Raw genomic sequence first — 21,450 nt, 5'->3', positions numbered from 1 at the left:
CCCGGCGAATCGTGACCGTCTAGAGACGCAGCTCCGGCCAGTCGAGCACGCCCTCGCCGAGGTCGCGGACCGTGGCGAGCAGGCCGAGCCGGGCCGCGCGTACGGCGGGGTCGTCGGCCATCACGAACACCTCGTCGAAGAAGCGGGACAGCGGCTCGACCAGGGGTTCCACGGCGGCGGTGAAGGCGACCAGGTCGGCGCCGAAGTCGGGCTTCACGCCGGAGACGGCCTCGTGCAGGGTCAGCTCGGCGGGCTCGGTGAGCGCCGCCGGGTCGTAGCCGGCCGGCGTGCCGCCGGGCAGGATGCGGCGGGCACGCTGGATGGCGGCGGCCACGGCGACGAAGCCGGGGTTGCCGACCAGCGTTCCGAGCTGGCCGAGCAGCGTGTCCACCACGGACGGACGCTCGTAGTGGGGGAGCACCGCCCGTACCCGGTCGACCGGCTTGCCCTCCTCGGCGAGCACCTGCTCGAGGCGGCGCGCCAGGAACTCCCCGGCCGCCTCCACCACGGCGGCGGGCACCTCGACCGGCTGCTGAGCGGCGGCCGCGCGCAGACCGTCCACCAGCGACAGCGCCGCCAGCGCCGGATGCGCGCGGTGCACGGCGAGAAGACCGAGGACGGCACGGCGTACGGCGAAGGGGTCGCTGCTGCCGGTGGGCAGGCCGACCGTCGCGGCGAGGCCCGCGACGAGGTCGAGGCGGTCGGCGAGCGAGAGCAGCGCGCCCGGCACGGACGCGGGCAGGTCGTCGCCGGTGTTGCGGGGCAGCTCGGCCTCGTAGACGGCCTGCGCGACGTCGCGCGGCTCGCCGGCGTGCAGCGCGTAGTCGCGGGCCATCACGCCGGCCAGGCTGGTCATCTCGGTCACCAGCTGCGAGCCGAGGTCGACCTTCACCAGCCGCGCGGCCCGGCCCAGCGTCGCCGACGACAGGCCCAGCGAGTCGGCCAGCGACAGCGCGAGCGAGGCGATCCGCCCGGCGCGGTCGGCCATCGAGCCCAGCTTGTCGGTGAACGTCAGCCGGGACAGCCGCTCGCGCATCTGCGGCAGCGGGGTGTCGCGGTCGGCGCGGTAGAAGAAGGCGGCGTCCTCGTAGCGGGCCCGCAGCACGGCCTCGTTGCCCGCGCGCACGAGCTCGACGTCGACCGGCCCGTTGGCGACCGTGACGAACATCGGCAGCAGCGCGCCCTCGGCGTCGCGCACCGGCAGGTACCGCTGGTGCTTGCGCATCACGGTCGTCAGCACGGCGTCGGGCAGCGTCAGGTAGCTCTCGTCGAACGTGCCCAGCAGCGGCGTCGGCGCCTCGACCAGATAGCTGATCTGCTCGATCAGCGCCGCCTCGCCCGCCACGTCGACGCGGCCGTCGGGGTACACCTCGTCCTGGGCGCCGGTCACGATGAGGTCGTGCCGGTCCTCGGCGTCGGCCACGATGCCGCCCAGCGCCAGCGTCTCCATGAAGGTCTCGGCCGAGGCGATCGACACGACCGGCTCCGCGGCCGTCCGCAGCAGCCGCGTCTGCCGTCCGGCGGCCAGCGTCCCGGCCGCGACCGGCACCACGTCGTCGCCCCACAACGCCGTCAGCCAGCGGATCGGGCGGCTGAACGACAGCTGCGGATCGTTCCACCGCATGTTCTTCGCGGCGCGCAGCCCGGTCACCACCTTGGCGAGCACGGGCGCGAGCACCTCGGCCGCCGCGCCGCCGGCCTCGTGCTTCTCGACCACGTGGTGCCGGGCGCCGTTGATCTCCGCCTCGGTGAGGTCGGCGACGGCCACCCCCTGACCGCGGGCGAAGCCCTCGACGGCCTTGCCGGGCGCGCCGACCTTGGGGCCCCGCACCTGGCGTACGTGGTCGGTCTCGCGCGCGGCCACCGACGCGACCAGCGCGATCAGGCGCCGCGGGGTCGCGAACACGCGCACCTCGTCGTGCTCGAGCCGGGTGCCGTCGAGCCCCTCGGTCAGCGCCCGCCGCACGTGGTCGCGGGCCGCGCGGGCCTCCGACGGCGGCAGCTCCTCGGTGCCGATCTCGAAGATCAGCGCGCGCGGGCTGGTCCGCTCGGCGGGCGTGGCAGCGGGTGCGGCCGCGGGCAGGGCGGAGACCAGGCCGAGCGGGTGGTCCAGCTCGTCGCGGCGGGCCACCCACAGCCGCGCGACGTCCCCGGCGAGGCGGCGCATCCGGCCGAACTCGGCGGCGCGGTCGGCGGTGGAGACGGCGCCGCGGGCGTCGAGCACGTTGAAGGCCTGCGAGCACTTGAGGACGTACGTGTGGGCGGGCACGGGCAGGCCCGCGTCGATCAGCCGCTGCGCCTCGGCCGCGTAGATCTCGAGCAGCTGCCGGTTCGCGGCCACGTCGGCGTCGTCGAGGTAGTAGCGCGACATCTCGTACTCACTCTGACCGAACACCTCGCCGTAGGAGATGCCGTCGCCGTACTCGATGTCCTTGAAGTGGGTCTTGTCCTGCAGCGCCATGAGGATGCGCTCGATGCCGTACGTGACCTCGACCGACACCGGCTCGAGGTTGAGCCCGCCGGCCTGCTGGAAGTACGTGAACTGGGTGATCTCGAGGCCGTCGAGCCAGACCTCCCAGCCCAGACCCCACGCGCCCAGCGCCGGGGAGGCCCAGTTGTCCTCGACGAACCGTACGTCGTGGGAGCGCACGTCGATGCCGAGCGCCTCGAGGCTGCCCAGGTAGAGCTCCTGGGGGTTGCCCGGGTCCGGTTTGAGGATCACCTGGAGCTGGGTGTGCGTCTGCAGGCGGTTCGGGTTCTCGCCGTAGCGCGAGTCGTCGGGCCGCACGGACGGCTCCACGTACACGACCCGCCACGGCTCCGGACCCAGCACGCGCAGGAACGTCGCCGGGTTGAGCGTCCCCGCGCCGACCTCGGTGTTCATGGGCTGGACGGTCAGGCACCCCTGCGCCGTCCAGTACGCGGTCAGCCGGGCCAGCGCGTCCTGCATCGTGAGCATGGGACCGAAGTCTAGGTCGGCGCTCGCGGGGTAGGTACGCAATATGCTCGCCGGAGACCTGTACGCCTTTGAGGACCTGCTTTCCGACGACGAGGCCGCCGTAGTGCGCCGCGTCCGCGACTTCCTGCAGGCGGAGGTCGTGCCCATCGCCAACGACCACTGGGCCCGCGCCGAGTTCCCGAGCCACCTGATCAAGAAGTACGCCGACCTCGAGATCGCCGGCCGGGAGTCGTCGTCGCTGCTCAACGGGTGGCTCGCGCTCGAGATGGCCCGCGCGGACGCCTCGATGGCCACCTTCTTCGGCGTGCACGCCGGCCTGGCGATGGGCAGCATCCGCATGTGCGGCTCCCCGGAGCAACAGGAGCGCTGGCTGCCCGGCATGGCCTCGTTCGACCAGGTCGGGGCGTTCGCGCTGACCGAGCCGACCGGCGGTTCCGACGTGGCGGCCGGCCTGCGCACCACGGCGCGCCGCGAGGGCGACGAGTGGGTCCTCGACGGCGCCAAGCGCTGGATCGGCAACGCGACCTTCGCCGACCTCATCGTCGTCTGGGCCCGCGACGAGGCCGACAACCAGGTCAAGGGCTTCGTCGTACGCGGTGACGCGCCCGGCCTGGTCGCCACGAAGATCGAGAACAAGATCGCCCTGCGAACCGTGCAGAACGCCGACATCACGCTCACCGGCGTCCGGGTGGGCGAGGCCGACCGGCTGCAGAACGCGAACACCTTCAAGGACACCGCGAAGGTGCTGCGCCAGACCCGCAGCGGCGTGGCCTGGCAGGCGGTCGGCGTCATGCTGGCGGCGTACGAGATCGCCCTCGACTACTCGCGCACCCGCACCCAGTTCGGGCGTCCCATCGCCAAGTTCCAGCTCGTGCAGGACCTGCTGGTCCGCATGGTCGGCAACCTGACCGGCGCGCTGGGCATGTGCGTGCGGCTCGCCCAGCTGCAGGACGCCGGGCAGTACCGCGACGAGCATTCCGCGCTGGCCAAGGCGTACTGCACCACCCGCATGCGCGAGGTCGTCGGCTGGGCGCGCGAGCTGCTGGCCGGCAACGGCATCGTGCTGGACTACGACATCGGCCGCTTCGTGGCCGACGCCGAGGCGCTGTACTCGTACGAGGGCACCCGCGAAATCAACTCCCTCATCGTCGGCCGCGCCGTGACGGGGCAGAGCGCCTTCGTCTGACGGGCGCGGGGCGCTGCTCGCCCGCCGCTGGTTTGTCGATCTTCGGTAGCGGCCACCCTGACCCCCGCCCACCTCGGCTTCAAGGGATCGTCGCAACACCTGAGCTCACCAAGGGGTAGCAGGTGTCAGATGACGATGCCGAGGGCTGGCTGCCGGGCACAACCAAAGCCGCGCAGCGGCAGGCATATTTGGGTCTTGTGGCGCAAGGTGTAGGCACCAGTGAGGCATGCCGGCGGGTCGGCGTGGACCGTAAGACTGGCTTCGACTGGCGGCATCCCGCGTGCCGTCAGGCCCGTGACGCCCGGCAGGAAGCCAGGAAGCGGGCCGTGGTCGCAGCCCGGCGGGCGCCGATCTGCGCCCGGTATCTGTCGCAGGACGAGCGGATCGTGATCGCTGACCGGCTGCGCGAAGGCGCCAGCCAGACCCAGATCGCGGCGGAGCTGGGCCGGCCCCGGTGCACGATCAGCCGAGAAGTGGCCCGTAACGCGCATCCGGTCACCGGTGACTACCGGCCCTATGCCGCGCAGGAACGTGCCCGCGCCCGCCGGCCGCGGCCCAAGACCCGCAAGCTTGCCGCCCATCCTGGCCTGCACGCCGCGGTGCAGGCCATGCTGCAACGCAAGTACAGCCCGCAGCAGATCAGCCGCCGGCTGCACCGTGATCACCCCGAGCGGAGCGGATGGCACGTGTCGCACGAGACGATCTACCAGGCCATCTACGTGCAAGGCCGCGGCAGCCTGCGCCGCGAACTCGCCGCCGCCCTGCGCACCGGCCGGGCCGTGCGCCGCCCACGCCGCACACCGGGGCAACGCCAGCAGCGGTTCACCAGCCCGATGGTGATGATCAGCGACCGGCCCGCCGAAGCCGCCGATCGGGCCGTGCCCGGGCACTGGGAGGGTGACCTGATCGTCGGCAAGGACAACCAGTCCGCGATCGGCACCCTGGTCGAACGCTCCACCCGCTACGTGCTGCTGCTGCACCTGGCCACCGGCCGTAACGCCGAACACGTCCGCGACGCCCTGCTGGCCACCGTCGCCACCCTGCCGCAGCATCTGCGCCGGTCACTGACCTGGGACCAAGGCGTCGAAATGGCGTTACACCACCAGTGCAGCCTGGCCTCGGGCATGCCGGTCTACTTCTGCGACCCCCACAGCCCCTGGCAGCGCGGATCGAACGAGAACACCAACGGGCTGCTACGCCAGTACTTCCCCAAAGGCACCGACCTGACCCAGCACACACCTGAGCATTTGGCCGCTGTCGCGGCCGAACTCAACGGCCGGCCACGCATGACACTCGACTGGGACACCCCAGCCGAACGCCTGACTAAACTCCTGCACACCGACCGTGTTGCAACGACCCCTTGAAACCGCCCCACCCAGGGGCAGGGCGCCCACCCTACGCCCCCAGCCCCTCCTGTCCGCCCTCATCCACAGGCGCGTTTTTCGCGTAATCCGAATCCCCACAGCCCTCGGTTGCGGGACGCTCTGTCAGGTGACGGTGAGCCGGGCGGACGCGACCACAGGCGTCGAGCAGCGACTCGAGACGACCCTGCACGCCTACCCCGGCCTGACCCTCGACCCCCTGCCCCCGCTGCTGCTCAAGGCGCCGCCGGCCACCTCGGGCCAGCGGATCGTGCGCGGCGGCCGCCTGCCCGGGCTGGGGGAGCACACCGACGACGTGTACGACGCGACGCGTGAGCTGTGGGAGCAGGCGGGCTGCCGGGTGCAGGACGCCACCGGACGCGACGGGCGCGCCCTGGTGCTGCTCGACCGGGCGGGCTACGTCATCACGCTGACGCCCGACCCGGGGGACGACCCGATCCTGACGGTCGCGTCGCCGCCGGTTCCGGTTCGGCTGGTCGATCCGCCGTTGCTGGCGGGGCTGCTCGGTGGGCTCGCGCTGGGCTGCGCCGGGCCGTGCGCGGCGGTCGGGCCGATGACGGCCTTCCCGTCGCTGGCGGGTCTGGCGGCGCCGTTCTGGGGGTGGGTTCCGCTCTACCTGCTGATCGGCGTCGGCTCCGTGTGGTGGCCGGAGACCCGCCGCTTCGGCGCGGGCCTGCTGGTCAGCGGCGCGCTCGTCGGCGCCACGGTCGCATGGGTGTTCTCGTAGACGGCGACGCCCAGCGCGCCGAGCCGTAGCCGCCGGTGCCGCCGGGGCCCGCGCCGTACGGGGAATCGCCCTGCACCCGAACTGCGACCGGCTGCCGGTCAACCGCGCCGCGGCGCTGCCGACCTTGCAGGACGTGAGCGGAATCAGCGGTGCGCACGCTGTCCTGGAGGCCGATGCCCAGGACGCGCTCGTTGCCGACCTCGTCTCCTCGATGACCCGGGACACGCCGTCGGTGCAGCACGTGCTGAACCTGACCACGCCGCACCTGCGGGAGGCGGCGGGGCTCACCGCGGCGACCGTCTTCGACCTCGACTCCGAGACCGGGCTGCTCAACGCCGTCGCCCGGGTGGGCGAGCCGGGCCGGCGCGACCTGCTCACCGCCGGCAAGATCTTCCGCATGGCGGCCGGGGCGCCGCCGCTGCTCACGGCCGGTCAGATGGCCGTGCGGCTGCGCATCGGCGGGCAGACCGTCGGCGTCCTGCTGCTCACCGGCGACGACCTGGCCGGGCTGCGCGCCGACGTGCTCGCCACGCTCGCGCTGATCTTCGCCACCACCCTGCAGGGGCTCGCCGCCGAGCGGCAGCGCCAGTTCCTCTCGCACGCGACCACGGTCATCCGCCGGCTGTTCGAGCAGGGCATGGCCGCGACCAGCATCGAGGCCGCCGCGCGCATCCTGGCCGCCTCGTCCGCCGAGGGCTTCCGCACCGAGCACGGCGCGGTCTGCCTGGTCGACGGCGACGGCCTGATCCGCTACGTGCACAGCGTCAACGTGCCCGACGACGACACGACGCTGAACGGCCTGGTGGGCTGCGCCGTCGCCGGGTCGCCCGTGTGGCAGACGATCAAGGACGGGCACGCCGCGCTCGTGGGCGACGCCGACCCCGCCACGGCGCGTCCGTGCGACCTCGTGCGGGCGATGGACCTCCGGTCGTACGTGGCCCTGCCGTTGATGTCCGCCCAGGGCCCCGTCGGCATGATCCTCGTCGGCGACTCGACCGCGACCCGCGACTGGACCAGCCGTGACCGCCTGCTGGCCGACCAGCTGTCGGTCGAGGGCGCGCTGATCGTCGACAGCGCCGGCATGCGCCAGGCCGCCCAGGCGCACGTGGCCGAGCTCAGCCACCAGGCGTTCCACGATTCGCTGACCGGCCTGCCCAACCGTACGCACCTGATCGAGCGCGCCGAGCGGGCCGTCCGCGACGCCGCGGGCGCGCACGGCCGGGTCGCGCTGCTGATGCTCGACCTGAACGGCTTCAAGCAGGTCAACGACACCGCCGGGCACCAGGCCGGCGACGTGCTGCTGCAGCAGGTCGCCAAGCGCCTGCTCGGCGCGGTGCGCGACGACGACGTGGTGTGCCGGCTGGGCGGCGACGAGTTCGCCATCCTGCTGACCCGCGACCCGGACGAGGCGGCCTCCAGCGCCGTGGCGTTCCGCATCTGCGACCGGCTCCGGGAGCCGTTCACCATCGACGGCCGGGAGCTGTCGGTCGGCGGCAGCGTCGGCATCGCCCTCTATCCGGACGACGCCACCGACTACGAGACGCTGATGAAGCGCGCCGACTCGGCCATGTACCACGCCAAGCGCGACACCAAGCACAGCGGCGGCGGCTTCCGCCGCGCCCGGGCCGTCTGAGCGGCGCGGCTCGTCAGTCGGTGGCGGCCTGCACCGCCTGGCCGGCCGTCTGGCGGCGCGCCTCGGCCACGTCCTCCATGAGGTTGTCCCACTCCGGGTCGGCCCGCAGCGGCGCCACGCCGACGGGGCCGCCGACGCGGGCGTGGGCGTACTCCCACCAGGCGGCGACCCGCACCGGCCACAGCCCCACGCGCATGGCGCCGGCCAGGAAGCACCGGTGGGCGAGCAGCGTCGCGGCCAGCGTCTCGGGGTCGAGCTCGAGGCTGGGGTCGTCGATGGCCTTGCCGAGCGCCCGCACGTCGCGGTGCATCTCGGAGTACGAGATCAGGTTGGGCAGCGCGGGCAGGCGCCGGTGGGCGCCCTTCTCCACCAGGTCGTCGGCGTAGGCGGGGGTGAACACCAGGTCGTCGACGGTGACGATCAGCGGCAGCACCTCGTGGCCGAGCCGCAGGTCGAGCTGGACGGCAGGCGCGCGGGTGGGCACGAAGACCGACTCGGCCGCGGTCACGTCGCCGGGCGCGATCCGCGCCGTGTCCCCGATTGCCGGAATGTGCACCGACAGCAGACCCCGCCGCGCGCTGACCTCGACGCCGGGGACCTCGGCCAGCGCCTCGGTGATCTCGTATAGATGCACGCGTCCGTTATACGTCATGCGTCCAACCGCGGCCCCTTGTTAACGGACGATTGCGGTGGGAGCGCTCCCATGTCATGCTGTCGAAACAGCCGAGGGAACGACGCCCCTCGATGTTCCGTCGGCTGATCCCCCGGCGCCAGGGGGCGCCGCCGCCGCATGTCTCGAGGAGCCACCACATGAGACCTGTCCTCATCCGCGGGCTGACCGCGGCCGCCGCCGCAACACTCGTGTCCGGTCTCGGCGTCTTCGCCGCGACCAGCGCGAGCGCCGCGGCCGGCTGCCGGGTCGCCTACACCGCCAACAGTTGGAGCACCGGCTTCACCGGCGCGGTGACCGTCACCAACCTCGGCGACCCGATCTCCGGCGGCTGGCGCTTGACCTGGTCGTTCGCCGGCAACCAGCAGATCACCCAGGGCTGGAGCGCGACGATCAGCCAGTCCGGGCAGAGCGTCACGGCGACCAACCCGTCCTGGGCCGCCTCGCTGCCCACCAACGGCACTGCCAACTTCGGCTTCAACGCCAGCTACTCGGGCACGAACGCGGCTCCCACCTCGTTCTCGCTCAACGGCACGGTCTGCACGGGGTCCACCGGCCCGACCACCAGCCCGCCGACCTCGCCGCCGGTCAGCACGCCGCCGCCCACCACGCCGCCGCCGACCACCCCGCCGCCCACGACCCCGCCGCCGGCCGGCAGCAAGGTCGACAACCCGTACGCCGGGGCCAAGGGCTACGTGAACCCGGAGTGGAAGGCCAAGGCCGAGGCCGAGCCCGGCGGCAACCGGGTCTCGAACAACCCGACCGCCGTGTGGCTGGACCGGATCGCCGCGATCGAGGGCACCGACAGCAGCAGCTCCAACGGCTCGATGGGCGTGCGCGACCACCTGGACGCGGCCCTCGCGCAGGGCGCCGGCTACATCCAGTTCGTCATCTACAACCTGCCCGGCCGCGACTGCGCCGCGCTGGCCTCCAACGGTGAGCTCGGCCCGAACGACCTGCCGCGCTACAAGAGCGAGTACATCGACCCGATCGCCGCGATCCAGGCCGACGCGAAGTACCGCAGCCTGCGCATCATCAACATCGTCGAGATCGACTCGCTGCCGAACCTGGTCACCAACACCTCCGGCCAGGCCGGCGGCACGGCGACCTGCGACACGATGAAGGCCAACGGCGGTTACGTGCAGGGCATCGGGTACGCCCTGAACAAGCTGGGCGCGCTCGCCAACACGTACAACTACGTGGACGCCGCGCACCACGGCTGGATCGGCTGGGACTCGAACTTCGGCCCCACCGCCGACATCATGCTCCAGGCCGCGCAGGCCTCGGGCAGCGTCAACAACGTCACCGGCTTCATCACCAACACGGCGAACTACTCGGCTCTGCGGGAGCCGTTCATCCAGCCGACCACCACGGTCGGCGGCCAGTCGATCCGGCAGTCGAAGTGGCTGGACTGGAACCAGTACAGCGACGAGCTGACCTTCGCCCAGGCCTTCCGCCAGAAGCTGGTCTCGGTCGGCTTCAACTCCAACATCGGCATGCTGATCGACACCAGCCGCAACGGCTGGGGTGGCTCGGCCCGCCCGACCGCGGCGAGCACCTCCACCAACATCGACACCTACGTCAACGAGTCGCGCATCGACCGCCGGATCCACGCCGGCAACTGGTGCAACCAGGCCGGCGCCGGCCTCGGCGAGCGCCCGACCGCGGCCCCGGCCTCCGGCATCGACGCGTACGTCTGGGTCAAGCCCCCGGGTGAGTCGGACGGCTCCTCCACGCTGATCCCGAACGACGAGGGCAAGGGCTTCGACCGGATGTGCGACCCGACCTACACCGGTAACGCCCGCAACGGCAACAGCCTCAGCGGCGCCCTGCCCGGCGCGCCGATCTCCGGCGCCTGGTTCTCCGCCCAGTTCCGCGAGCTGATGGCGAACGCGTACCCGCCGCTCTCCTGACGGGTAACGAAGACCGCCGGGCTCCGCTCTAACCCACGAGGAGCGGGGCCCGGTGTCGAAAAACGTGTAAAAAGGACAGGTGGACATCAGCAAGGTCGCCTGGACCACCGCCGGCCGTCGCCTCACCGCGGCGGCCGGCAGCGTCGTGGGGGAGCGGTACAGCGACAACTACGACGTGGTGCACCTGGACCCCGGCGGTCCGCTGGCGGTGGTGGCCGACGGCATGGGCGAGGGTCCCGGCAGCACGGTGGCGGGCCACACCGCCGTCGAGGTCTTCCTGCGCGAGGCGGCGGTGGGTGACGGACCTGCCGCGCTGCGGGCCGCGGTGTCGCAGGCCCAGGACGCCGTACGCCGGGCCGGCAGCAACCTCGACGAGCTGACCGGCAGCACCCTGACCGCCTTCGTGGCCGCCGACGGTCCCGACGCGTCCGCCTGGATCGTGCAGCTCGGCGACTCCCGCGTCTACCGGCTGCGCGACGGCCTGCTCGACCTGCTGACCGTCGACCACTCGATCGCCTGGGTCGGCGTGCTGCACGGCTGGTTCGCCGCCGACTCCGACGAGGCCAGGGCCGCCCGGTACCGCCTCACCCGCTACGCCGGCCACCCCGACGCGCCCGAGCCCGACCTGCTCAGCGTCACGCTCAACCCGGGCGACGTCTATCTGCTCTGCACCGACGGGGTCTCCGACCAGCTCACGTACGAGCGGCTGACCCGCGTGCTCGCCACCGACGACCCCGCGGCCGCCACCCACACGCTGCTCGACGACACGCTGACCGCGGGCGGCGACGACAACGCCACCGCCGTCGTCATCCGGGTCGAGCGCACGGTGTGACGCCTGGGCGGCCGGTCGGCGCCCCACGCGCGTGCCGGCCACCCGTCGCGCCGCTGCCGGCGCGGTCCGAGGTGCCCTCCGCCTGCGGACCGCTGGTGCCGAGACGGAAACTAGCGGGAACCGGGGCCCGGGACCTTAACAGGACCGGAAACGAACTGCAGGAACTCCTTAAGACCGGCGACGGGGCATGCTCTCGAAGCCGGTCGGCATCAGCTGGGTCTCCGCCTGCCAGGCCGCCTGGCGCCGGTTGCGGGTGCGCAGCCGCAGCAGCATGCCGACGCCGAGGAAGACCATCAACGCGCCGACGATGAGGCCGACGCCCAGCACGTTCGTGCTGCTCGACGCGGGGTTGAGCGCACCCGCGGCGGCGGAGGTCCGCTCCGGCTGCGGCGCCTGGTCGACGACCTCCTCCTCCTCCTCGACGGGCGCGTCCTCGGTGGGGGTGACCGACGGCGACGGCGACGGGCCGGCGCTGGGCCGCGCCGCCACCGGGCTGACCACCTGGGCCTGCACGCCGGTCGAGGCGAGCAACCGGCCCGCGGCGTCGAACGCCTGCGCCTGGAAGGTCACCTCGCCGTTGTCGGGGCCGGTGAACGCGATGTCCCAGCGGCCGGTCACCGTGCGGTTCCGGCAGAGCTGACCGGGGTCGAGCCGCTCGTCGACCACCGTGGCGGTCTCCTCCTGCACCCCGGCGCGCACGTCGAAGGACCGCCCGTTCTCGACCCGGGCCACCTGCACCTGGTCGAGGCTGACGCCCTTGGTCTCGATGGTGAGCGCCCAGCGCACCTTGAGGCAGCGGCGGCCGCGGTCGGTGGAGACCACCGCGGTGAGGCTCCGGGCGTTCTTGCCGATGGTGAACGTCGCGGGGGCCTCGCCCACCTTGACCTCGAAACCGGGCACGTCGGCGCGGGCCGGCGAGCCGTACGCGAGCGCCACCACCGCGACCAGGACAGCGCCGATCCGGGCCCCCGCCCGGGACAGGTGCCGCATGCCGATCATCTCCTTGGAAGAGGTCACACGGGATGGTTCGCAGCCGGGCGGCGAAAGGTTCACCGCGTGCGCTGAGTCACTGCCCGGTGACGCCCGCATGCCCGTTCGGTCATGCCTTTTTCGACGGTGTTTCCGCAGCTCAGGACCCGGATCGCCGGACCGGCTGGAAAGTGGCCGACAAAAAAGTGTCTGCGGTTCATCCGAATCCGCTCGCGGCACGTAGTTGGGGGATGGGCAGGGACCGGCCGGCGCCGATCGCTGCCCGAGCACCAACGTGAAGCAGGGGGCATTTCCCACGGATGCCTGCGTCCCACCGCCCACGGGACGTGACCACTGCGGAGAACGAGGAGTCAATGGCCCGGACGAAGAACAACGAGCGATCCGCCAATCGTGTCGCCGTCGATGTCGGAGCTACCGGAAAAGGTGAGCCCTCCCGGGGTGCGGTGGCGGTTCTCGCCGTGAGCGTGATCGCGGCCCTCTGGGCGGTCGCGATGCTGACCAAGCCCGGCCGCATCGGCTACGTGTACGTCTTCACCTACGCCGAGTACTACATGGGCGTGCTGACGCTCGTGTCGCTCTCCATCACGATCATGGTCGGCCTGGTCTCCACCGACCGGCTGGTCCTCTCGATCCGGCAACGGGTGCTCCTGCAGTCCGCGCACCGCACCACCGGCGTCATCGCGGTGACCGCGCTGTTCCTGCACGTCTGGATGAAGGTGGTCGAGAAGCACGCCTCGGTCGTCGACGCGTTCATCCCGTTCCTCTACGCCGGCGACAAGCGGGTGTGGATCGGCTTCGGCACGATCTCCGGCTGGGTCATGGTGCTGGTGATGTGGACCGGCATCGCGCGCTCGCGGTTCATCGGCCGCGGCAGCCCCTGGATGTGGCGCGCGATCCACTCGATCTCCTACCTGATCTGGCCGACCGCGCTGCTGCACGGCCTGAGCGCGGGCCGGCCCGCCGCCACCTGGGTCGTCGTCAGCTACATCGTCTGCGTGCTCGCCGTGCTCGTCGGCCTCGCCGTACGGCTCTCGGTCTCGCTCAACCGCCGCAAGGACTTCGCCTCGACCGCCGCGTCCGGCGGGCTCAAGCCGGTCGGCTCGCTGGTGCCCACCTCGTCGCCCGCGATGAAGCGGCCGCGCCGCGAGAAGGCCGCCGCCCCCGAGCCCGAGCGCCTCGGCCCGGTCGCCGTCGTCGACACGTTCCAGCCCGCCGCCAACCCGGTCACCGCGCCGCCCGTGGCGCCGCCGCCGATGGACGACCTCGTCGCGCCGGCCGCTCCCCGCCAGCGCCGGGCCCGCGCCGAGGAGATGTACGACGAGCCCACCGGCATGATGGCGCAGTACGACGCGGGCGAGCGTCCCCGCCGCGGCCGCCGCCCCGAGGACGAGATCGAGTACGACGAGCCGCGCGGCCGCCGCTACCCCGGCGAGGACACCGGCACCCGGATGCGCCGCCCCGAGCTCGAGGACACGGCCACCCGCATGCGCCGCGTCGAGATGGAGGACACGGGCACGCGGATGCGCCGCCCCGACTTCGAGGACACCGGCGCCCGCCTGCGCCGTCCGGACTTCGAGGACACGCAGACGCGGATGCGCCGCCCGGACTTCGAGGACACGCAGACGCGGATGCGCCGCCCGGACTTCGAGGACACCCAGACCCGCATGCGCCGGGTAGAGCCCGACGCGTACGAGGAGCCGGCCCCGCGCCGCCGCCGGTACGCCGACGACGACGAGCCCGCACCGCGCTCGCGCCGCCGCGGGGACATGCCGCTCTACGAGGAGCCGCCGCGCTCCAGCCGGCACGCCGACCGCGGCGGCTACGACGAGCTGCCCCGCCAGCGCCCGGGCCGGTACGCGGACGACGACGCGCCGCCGCGCCGCTCGCGTTCGGAGTCCCGGTACGACGAGACCGAGGATGCGCCCCGGACCCGGCGCGACCGGGGCGCCGACATCGACAGCGCCGACTCGGGTCGGCACAGCCGCACCGGCTTCGTCGACGACGCCGGTTACATCGAGCCCGACGAGACGCCGACGCTTGTCGACATGGCGTCGCGCCGGGCCCGGCGGGAACAACAGGATGCCGTGCGCGTCCCGGCGGGCAGGGGCGCCCGCCGGGGTGGACGCGCCCGGATGGACGACGATGTGGCTGACGACGCGTACTGGTCGCAGCTGCGAGGGGAAGCGAATTGAGCGCGTCGCAGGTTCCGCCGGTCACCGCGATCGGCACGCCGCGGATCACCGCGGGCTTCGACGAGTACGGCCGTCTCGACCTGCTCGCCCACCAGGAGGTGCACGGCGGGTTCGCCGCGCTGAGCTCCGGCGAGCTGATCGGGCTCGCCGACCGCATCGAGCTGCGCGGCCGCGGCGGCGCGGGCTTCCCGTTCGCCCGCAAGGTGCGCGCCGTGCTCGACTCGTGCCGCCGGCAGGAGCTCCCGCCGGTGATCGTGGTCAACGCGACCGAGGGCGAGCCGCCGTCCTGGAAGGACAAGGCGATCCTGACCCGCGGCCCGCACCTGATCCTCGACGGCGCCGCGCTGGCCGCCGCCGCGCTCGACGCCGAGGAGATCGTCATCGGCATCGCCGACGACGGCATCGGCCAGAGCTCGATCACCGCGGCGCTCGCCGAGCGGCGGATGCCGTGCCCGACCCGCATCGTCACCGTGCCGCACCGGTTCATCTCCGGCGAGGGTGGCGCGCTGGTGCGCGGCATCAACGGTGAGGCGCACATCCCGCCCGGCCGCAAGGTGCGTTCCAGCGACAACGGTGTGATGGGCCTGCCCACGCTGCTGTCCAACGCCGAGACGTACTCGCAGCTGGCGATCGCGGCCCGGCTCGGCCCGTGGGAGTACAACGCGGTCGGCATCCCCGAGGAGCCGGGCACGGTCATGCTGACCGTGGGCGGCTCGGCCAGCAGCCCGGCCGTGGTCGAGGCGCCGACCGGCACCCCGCTGATGGACGTGCTGACCATGTGCGGCGCCGACATCGGCCCGGGCCTGCTCGTCGGCGGCTACCACGGCAAGTGGATCAGCGCCGAGGCCGCGCAGACCGTCACCATCTCGCGCAAGGGCTTCGCCGCGGTGGGCGGCACGCTGGGCGCGGGCATGCTCATCCCGATCGGCTCGAAGACCTGCCCGCTGGGCGAGGTCTCCCAGGTCGTGCAGTACCTGGCCGGCGAGTCGGCCGGGCAGTGCGGCCCGTGCCGGTTGGGCCTGCCCGACCTGGCCCGCGCGGTCACGTTGGTCTCGCTCGGCGGCAACGCGGTCGAGAACGTGCGCCAGGCGGCCGGCGTGGTCAAGGGCCGCGGCGCGTGCAGCCACCCCGACGGCACGGCCCGGTTCGCGCTGTCGGCGCTCGAGGTGTTCGCCAAGGACGTGGAGGCGCACACCAACGGCGAGGGCTGCGGCAAGAGCGTGCGCGGGATCCTGCCGCTGCCCTACACGGCGGAGCAGGGCGCGCGACGGCTCGCCGTGGACTGGTCGCGCTGCGATGGGCACGGCCTCTGCTCGGCGGTGGCCCCCGAGATCATCCGGCTGGACGCGAACGGCTTCCCCGCGTTCCCCCAGACGCCGCTGCCGCCGTGGCTGGAGAACGGCGCCCGCAAGGCCGTCAACGTCTGCCCGGCCCTGGCCCTGCGCCTGACCGAGGCGGCAGCGAAGTGAGGCGGCGGGCGTTGCTGCTCTCGGCGGCGGGCGTGCTGCTCGCCGCCGGCTGCGGCAGCTCGCCCGAATCCGATCCTGCTTCCGCGCCCGCCTTCGCCCAACCGAAGCCCTCCGCGTCCGTGCCTGCCTCCGGCCCTTCCTCGGCGGACAAACCGGATACATCGGTCCCGGCGACGCTGGCGTTCGGCGGCAAGACGCTCGACGGCGCGGCGTTCGACGCGGCCACGCTGGCCGGCAAGCCGACGATTTTGTGGTTCTGGGCGCCCTGGTGCGCGACCTGCGCGAGCGAGGCGCAGAGCGTCCGCGATCTGCAGGACGAGTACGGCACGCGGCTGAACTTCCTGGGCGTCGCCGGCATGGGCGGCAACAAGGAGATGCACCAGTTCGTGTCGGACCTCGAGGTCGGCAACGTGACGCACCTCGACGACCAGGCCGGCAAGATCTGGAAGAAGTTCCGGATCACCGAGCAGAGCACGTACGTCGTCCTCGACCGCGGCGGCGACGTGGTCGAGCGCAGCTACCTCGACGACCTGCAGCTCACCGCCCGGGTGAAGTCGCTGGTCGCCTGACATGGGCGGCGAGCTGCTGCTGGCGCTGACCGCGGGCATGCTCGGCGCGGTCAACCCGTGCGGCTTCGCGCTGCTGCCCGCGTACCTCTCGGTCCTCGTCTCGGCCGACGCCGCCCAGCCGCGCCGGGCGGTCGGCCGGGCGCTGCGGGCCGGCGCCGCCCTGGCCGTCGGGTACGCGGTGGTGTTCGGCGCGTTCGGCCTGCTGCTCACTCCGATCGCCGGCGTGCTCCAGCCGCGGCTGCCGTGGCTGACCGTGGTGCTCGGCCTCGCCCTCGCCGCGCTCGGCGGATGGCTGCTGGCCGGGCGGTCGCTGCCGGCGATGACCGTACGCGCGCCCGCGCTGACCGGCTCGCTCGGCTCGACGGTGCTCTTCGGGATGGCGTACGCGGTGGCCTCTCTGGGATGTGCGATCGGCCCCTTCCTCGCGCTCGTCGTGTCGAGCCTGCGAGCCGGGTCGGTCGGCTCCGGAGTGGCGCTGTTCCTCGCGTACGCCGGGGGTATGGCTCTGGTCGTCAGCGCCACCGCGGTGGCCGTCGCGCTCGTGCGGTTCTCGCTGCTCGCGCGGGTGCGGCGCCTGCTCGGCCTGGTGCCGCGCGTCGGCGGCGCCGTGCTCGTGGTGAGCGGGCTCTACGTCGCCTACTACGGCTGGTACGAGCTGCGTCTCGCGGGCGACCTGCGGCTGGCCGGCACCGACCCGGTGATCAACGCGGCCGCGGTCGTGCAGCGGTGGCTGAGCGACGCCGTGTCGGCGGCCGGAGCGGTGCCCTTCCTGATCGTCGTGGCGCTGGCTCTGCTCGTACACATGAAAAAGCGGCCCGCACGAAGCGGGCCGCTCTCTCAGCGAAAGGAGCAGGGATCAGGGCGTCAGACGGCCGGCGGGTACGCGGTGACGAAGGACGGCTTCTCCGAGGGCATCAGCACCCAGAGGATCGGGTAGACCAGGATCTGGCTGCCCGGGATGGCCAGCAGGACCACGACGAAGAGCAGCCGCGCCAGCCACGGGTCGATCCCGAAGCGGCGGGCGAGTCCCGCGACGACACCGGCGATCATCCGGCCCTCGCGCGGCCGGGTGAGGCCCTGGCGGGACATGCTGTCGTGCACGGCGTTCATGGGTTTCTCTCTCATTCCTCGAGGCTCGTTCGGCCTGATGCATCCATCCTGCGGCGCGCGGGACCCCAGCCGCATCGGGATCAGCCCTGGCTCGACCCTGATCCACCGACCCTGATACGCACTTGCTAAAGGCATCTTTCTAAAGCAGTCTCTAGCATGTGGAGAACGAGAAGCGGCTCACCGATCCGAGGACCCTTCGGGCGTACGCCCATCCGCTGCGCATCCGGCTGATCGGGCTGCTGCGGTCCGAGGGCCCGATGACCGCCACCCGGGCCGCCGCGCTGCTCGACGACAACGTGCCGAACTGCTCGTTCCACCTGCGGCAGCTCGCCAAGTACGGGTTCGCCGAGCGGGTGCCCGGCGCCGACGCCCGCGAACGCCCCTGGCGCGCCACCGCCAGCACCACGTCGTGGGACGACGACAGCGACGACCCCGCCATGCGCGCCGCGACCGACCAGCTCAACAGCGTGCTGCTCGGCGTCTTCACCGAGCGCGCCCAGGACTACCTGGCGACCCGTGCCGACGAGCCCACCGAGTGGCGCGCCGCGGCCGGCTTCGGCGACACGCTCGTCCACCTGACCGCCGACGAGCTGCGCGAGCTCAGCGACCAGATCCTCGCCCTGACCGCCCGCTTCGACGCCCGCGCCACCGACCCCGCGGCCCGCCCCGCCGGCTCGCGCCCTATCCAGCTCATCTACATGGCCGTGCCGCGGGGCCCGGTGACCGACCGATGAACGGCCCCGCCCGGCTGCTGCGCGACGTGGCGTTCCGCCGCTACTGGAGCGCGCAGACCGTCTCGCTCGTCGGCGACCAGATCGCCGTCCTCGCCGTACCGCTGCTGGCCGTCCTCGCCGTCGACGCCGGCCCCGCCGAGATGGGCCTGCTCACCGCCGCCGGCCTGCTGCCCAACCTGTTCCTTTCGCTGCCCGCCGGCGCCTGGGCCGACCGCCGCCCCGACAAGCGCCGCATCATGATCGTCGCCGACCTGTGCCGCGCCGTGCTGCTGCTGTCCGTGCCCGCGCTCTGGTGGGCGGGCGCCGTCACGCTGCCCGTGCTGATCACCGTCGCGTTCCTGTCCGGCGCGTTCACCGTGCTGTTCGAGGTCGCCCACGCGGGCCTGTTCTCCGCGCTCGTCCGGCGGCCCGACTACGTCGACGCCAACGCCCTGCTCAACGGCAGCCGCGCGTTCTCGTTCGTCGCCGGCCCCAGCCTCGGCGGCCTGCTCGTGCAGTGGCTGACCGCCCCGTTCGCCCTGCTCGCCGAGGTGCTCACCTACCTCGCGTCCGCCGCCTTCCTCACCCGCGTGCCCGTCCCCCGCGCGGCCCCGGCCGCGCCCTCCACCCCGACGGGCATGACTGCGGGCGTACGGTACGTGGCCCGGTCCGCCGTCCTGCGGGCCCTGCTGCTCGGCGCCACCACGCTCAACCTGTTCAACTACATGTTCGCCGCCCTGTGGGTGCTCTACGTGACCACCAGCCTGCACGTCTCACCCGGCGTGCTCGGCCTCGTCGTCGGCCTGGGCGCCCTGGGCGGCCTGCTCGGCGCCGCCGTGACCGCCCCGCTGAGCCGCCGCATCGGCCTGGGCCCCGCCGTGATCCTCGGCTACCTGCTGTTCCCCGCCCCGCTCATCCTGGTGCCGCTGGTCGAGGGCCCGCAGTGGCTCATCCTGGCCGCACTGGTCACCGCAGAGTTCTTCTCCGCCTTCGGCGTCATGGTCCTCGACATCACCGGCGGTTCCGCCCAGACCGCCGCCACGCCCCCTTCGATGCTCGCCGTGGTCTCCGGCTTCAAACGCACCGTCAACTACGGCATCCGCCCCGTCGGCGCCTTGCTCGGGGGTGCGCTCGGCACCGCCATCGGGGTGCGCCCGTCCCTTTGGGTGGCCACCGTGGGGGCTTTGCTGGGTGTGTTGTGGGTCTTTTTCTCGCCGCTGCGCAAAATGCGCGACCTGCCCGACCATCAGCCAGTTTCCGCCGACGCAGAACTCGATTCGGTGCCTCATTGATTTGCGTCTGCAGAATGCGCCCGGACAAGCATTAGGAATCGCGGGAATGCGCACTTGCTTGCTGGTCGCGCCTAACTTGGGCAGCGTTTCGCCGGCCGGGAAGCGCGGGGCGTCCACTATGACCCGGGGTGCAGGTAATCGACTCGGGGGTGGGGCGGATTCCGAATGGCGCAGCCGGTGCCGCTCGGCCCGGCACGACGCTGGCGGTCGAACAAGCGGCGCGCCGGGTGGCCTGGCCGGTGGGTGGGCGAGGGCTTGGGTGGGGCGCCTGTGTGGCGCCTGTGGGGGCCGATCCCACGACGTGCGGGGCAGCTTGGACGGTGGCCTGCGGATGGTCGAGCGCGTCCGGGCCGGCGACCGCGGCGACCTGAGCCGCGCCGGGTGGCGTGACCGGTGGCAGCCGTAGCGGGTGGCCGAGTACGCCCGCGTGGGATGGCGGCGCCTGTGGGCCGCTACGGCGGGTGGTCGGATGAGGAGGCCGGCGGAGGGTCGCACAGGCGCCGTGACCAGTAGTTGTGCGGGGCCAGCCGTCGGACGATCGCGCGCGGCCACTGCTCACTGGCCGACTGCGATAGGGGAGCCGTGGCCGGACGCAGCGGCCTACCTGCGCGTAACACGGCGGGTGGTTGAGGCGGGACGGAGCTCGCGGTCGCGTGAGTCGGTGCAGTGGCTCGTGTGCTCCTGACCAGGCGGGGGCGGTCAGCACGTCGACGATGTGGTGCGGCGCAGGGCCGGGACGGCGGGCTGGGGTCGGCGAATCCTCCTGGTCCAGTTGGATGCCGGTGCGAACGGCGTGGTCGAGCTCGGCTGACAGTTCGAGCTTGATCGGTCGTCTGGTGCATGGGGTCAGGGCGGGAAGCTCGGGCGCCGTCGAGAGCGGGATCTGGACCGCGCGCTGAAATCCGACAGCACGTCCAGAGCTGGAAGGACGCCGGGTAGCGGCGACGCGTTGAGATTCGACAGCTCGTTGGGGGTCGATAGGGCGCCGGCCGACGGCGGCGCGATGAGAGCCGAGAACGCGTTGAGATTCGACAGCACGTCGAGAGCCGGTGGAACGCGCGACGACGGCAGGGCGCTCGACGTTGGCGGCACGCTCCTGTGCGGAAGGACGCCGACGCGGCTCGCCGCCACGGCAGGGACCGGCGTGCTCGGCTGCGCACCGCACTGCGGGCCGAGGTTGGTCGGCTGCGGACGCGGCAAACCCACCAATGCGGCGCAACTTCTCGTCATGTCGCCGGGCCAGACCCCACGCTCGATGACGCATGTGTTCGCGACGGAACCGCTCGGCCGCCGGTGAATAGTTGCTCCGGGCGGTCCGGTCGCGCATTTTCGCCAGGTGAGCTGACGTGAACAACTCCAGCTGCCGCACCACTCAATTATCCCGCCGCGAAGCCGGGACGCCAATCTTCGATCATGCCATCCTCGGCCCCCAGAGATGGTGCCTCGGCGATTCGCAGATCAGTTCGTGCAAGTAAAAACGTGCGCCATCGAATACATGTCAATTCTTTGCCAAGATCGCCCCCTACGCCACCCTGACCCCCACCCACCCGGGGCTGGAGCGCCACCCTACGCGATCGGCCGCTGATATGACCGAGTTGTCCACAGCCCCAAGGTCGACGGACCGAGCCTGTGGATGAGCGGCTGCGCGGCCGCCGCGAGGAGCTAGGATGGCGGCCGACAGGGACCCGCAGTCGCTACCGGCGCGTCGTCGGCGGAGCATGTAACCCTTGGGCGCGATCTCGGCGAGCATCCGCGCCGGTGATTCGACCGCCGGGGTTGGTGCGGCACGCGGTGTGGCGCGCCCGGGAGTTCG

The 21,450-nt window shown here is 72.5% G+C and carries 17 protein-coding genes; 13 read left to right on the top strand and 4 right to left on the bottom strand.

Annotation, left to right across the window (positions count from 1 at the left end; translation table 11 throughout):
* Positions 1-19: 19 nt before the first annotated feature.
* Positions 20-2,959: a glycine--tRNA ligase gene (locus ACSNN8_RS23220; RefSeq protein ID WP_436651414.1), complete on the bottom strand. Its 2,940-nt coding sequence runs from the start codon at positions 2,957-2,959 to the stop codon at positions 20-22.
* A 43-nt stretch (positions 2,960-3,002) separates the two neighbouring features.
* Here ACSNN8_RS23220 and ACSNN8_RS23215 point away from each other — a divergent pair, with 43 nt between their 5' ends.
* The 4 genes from ACSNN8_RS23215 to ACSNN8_RS23200 all read left to right on the top strand — a co-directional run bounded on the left by ACSNN8_RS23215 (position 3,003) and on the right by ACSNN8_RS23200 (position 7,887).
* Entirely contained in the window at positions 3,003-4,145 is a 1,143-nt protein-coding gene (locus ACSNN8_RS23215) for an acyl-CoA dehydrogenase family protein (protein ID WP_436651413.1), read from the top strand.
* Positions 4,146-4,333: 188 nt separating this feature from the next.
* The gene (locus ACSNN8_RS23210; protein ID WP_436651976.1) at positions 4,334-5,509 is read left to right on the top strand and encodes an IS30 family transposase; all 1,176 of its coding nucleotides are present in this window, start codon (positions 4,334-4,336) and stop codon (positions 5,507-5,509) included.
* Between the two features lie 127 nt (positions 5,510-5,636).
* Entirely contained in the window at positions 5,637-6,254 is a 618-nt protein-coding gene (locus ACSNN8_RS23205; RefSeq protein ID WP_436651412.1) for a hypothetical protein, read from the top strand.
* Positions 6,255-6,387: 133 nt separating this feature from the next.
* A complete protein-coding gene (locus tag ACSNN8_RS23200) occupies positions 6,388-7,887 on the top strand; it encodes a diguanylate cyclase domain-containing protein (RefSeq protein ID WP_436651411.1) in 1,500 nt (499 codons plus the stop codon).
* A gap of 13 nt (positions 7,888-7,900) precedes the next feature.
* Here ACSNN8_RS23200 and ACSNN8_RS23195 read toward each other — a convergent pair whose 3' ends face one another.
* The gene (locus tag ACSNN8_RS23195; RefSeq protein ID WP_436651410.1) at positions 7,901-8,539 is read right to left on the bottom strand and encodes a hypothetical protein; all 639 of its coding nucleotides are present in this window, start codon (positions 8,537-8,539) and stop codon (positions 7,901-7,903) included.
* Between the two features lie 158 nt (positions 8,540-8,697).
* Here ACSNN8_RS23195 and ACSNN8_RS23190 point away from each other — a divergent pair, with 158 nt between their 5' ends.
* Both ACSNN8_RS23190 and ACSNN8_RS23185 read left to right on the top strand, forming a co-directional pair.
* Positions 8,698-10,470 (top strand): glycoside hydrolase family 6 protein, encoded by a 1,773-nt coding sequence (locus tag ACSNN8_RS23190; RefSeq protein WP_436651409.1) that lies wholly within the window; start codon positions 8,698-8,700, stop codon positions 10,468-10,470.
* A 79-nt stretch (positions 10,471-10,549) separates the two neighbouring features.
* Positions 10,550-11,302 carry a PP2C family protein-serine/threonine phosphatase gene (locus ACSNN8_RS23185; protein ID WP_436651408.1) on the top strand — a complete coding sequence of 251 codons (753 nt, stop codon included), beginning with the start codon at positions 10,550-10,552 and terminating at the stop codon, positions 11,300-11,302.
* A gap of 168 nt (positions 11,303-11,470) precedes the next feature.
* Here ACSNN8_RS23185 and ACSNN8_RS23180 read toward each other — a convergent pair whose 3' ends face one another.
* The gene (locus ACSNN8_RS23180) at positions 11,471-12,319 is read right to left on the bottom strand and encodes a hypothetical protein (protein WP_436651405.1); all 849 of its coding nucleotides are present in this window, start codon (positions 12,317-12,319) and stop codon (positions 11,471-11,473) included.
* Between the two features lie 431 nt (positions 12,320-12,750).
* On the opposite strand from ACSNN8_RS23180, the gene ACSNN8_RS23175 reads away from it, so the two are divergent.
* Genes ACSNN8_RS23175 through ACSNN8_RS23160 form a run of 4 tightly spaced genes read left to right on the top strand, consistent with a single transcriptional unit; the run spans position 12,751 to position 17,459 of the window.
* Entirely contained in the window at positions 12,751-14,484 is a 1,734-nt protein-coding gene (locus ACSNN8_RS23175; protein WP_436651403.1) for a translation initiation factor III, read from the top strand.
* Positions 14,481-15,953 (top strand): NADH-ubiquinone oxidoreductase-F iron-sulfur binding region domain-containing protein, encoded by a 1,473-nt coding sequence (locus ACSNN8_RS23170; RefSeq protein ID WP_436651402.1) that lies wholly within the window; start codon positions 14,481-14,483, stop codon positions 15,951-15,953. Before ACSNN8_RS23175 ends, ACSNN8_RS23170 begins: the two co-directional genes overlap by 4 nt.
* Positions 15,950-16,522, top strand: coding sequence for a redoxin family protein (locus tag ACSNN8_RS23165; protein WP_436651400.1), 573 nt, complete (start codon positions 15,950-15,952; stop codon positions 16,520-16,522). Before ACSNN8_RS23170 ends, ACSNN8_RS23165 begins: the two co-directional genes overlap by 4 nt.
* Position 16,523: 1 nt before the next feature.
* Positions 16,524-17,459 (top strand): cytochrome c biogenesis CcdA family protein, encoded by a 936-nt coding sequence (locus ACSNN8_RS23160; protein WP_436651399.1) that lies wholly within the window; start codon positions 16,524-16,526, stop codon positions 17,457-17,459.
* Here ACSNN8_RS23160 and ACSNN8_RS23155 read toward each other — a convergent pair.
* Positions 17,387-17,647: a PspC domain-containing protein gene (locus tag ACSNN8_RS23155; protein WP_436651398.1), complete on the bottom strand. Its 261-nt coding sequence runs from the start codon at positions 17,645-17,647 to the stop codon at positions 17,387-17,389. The two genes, ACSNN8_RS23160 and ACSNN8_RS23155, sit on opposite strands and share 73 nt — an antisense overlap.
* Before the next feature lie 143 nt (positions 17,648-17,790).
* Between ACSNN8_RS23155 and ACSNN8_RS23150 the strand changes: the two genes are divergently transcribed.
* The 3 genes from ACSNN8_RS23150 (at position 17,791) to ACSNN8_RS23140 (ending at position 20,934) form a co-directional block, all read left to right on the top strand.
* Positions 17,791-18,366, top strand: coding sequence for a winged helix-turn-helix domain-containing protein (locus ACSNN8_RS23150; protein WP_436651396.1), 576 nt, complete (start codon positions 17,791-17,793; stop codon positions 18,364-18,366).
* Positions 18,363-19,637 (top strand): MFS transporter, encoded by a 1,275-nt coding sequence (locus ACSNN8_RS23145; protein WP_436651394.1) that lies wholly within the window; start codon positions 18,363-18,365, stop codon positions 19,635-19,637. Before ACSNN8_RS23150 ends, ACSNN8_RS23145 begins: the two co-directional genes overlap by 4 nt.
* Positions 19,638-20,640: 1,003 nt before the next feature.
* Positions 20,641-20,934 carry a hypothetical protein gene (locus ACSNN8_RS23140; protein WP_436651392.1) on the top strand — a complete coding sequence of 98 codons (294 nt, stop codon included), beginning with the start codon at positions 20,641-20,643 and terminating at the stop codon, positions 20,932-20,934.
* The last annotated feature ends 516 nt before the right edge of the window (positions 20,935-21,450 follow it).

The sequence above is a fragment of the Actinoplanes sp. URMC 104 genome (assembly GCF_051386375.1).
Taxonomy (GTDB): Bacteria; Actinomycetota; Actinomycetes; order Mycobacteriales; family Micromonosporaceae; genus Actinoplanes.
The sequence above is the reverse complement of the archived record's forward strand: the minus strand, read 5'-3'. Positions and strand labels throughout refer to the sequence as shown.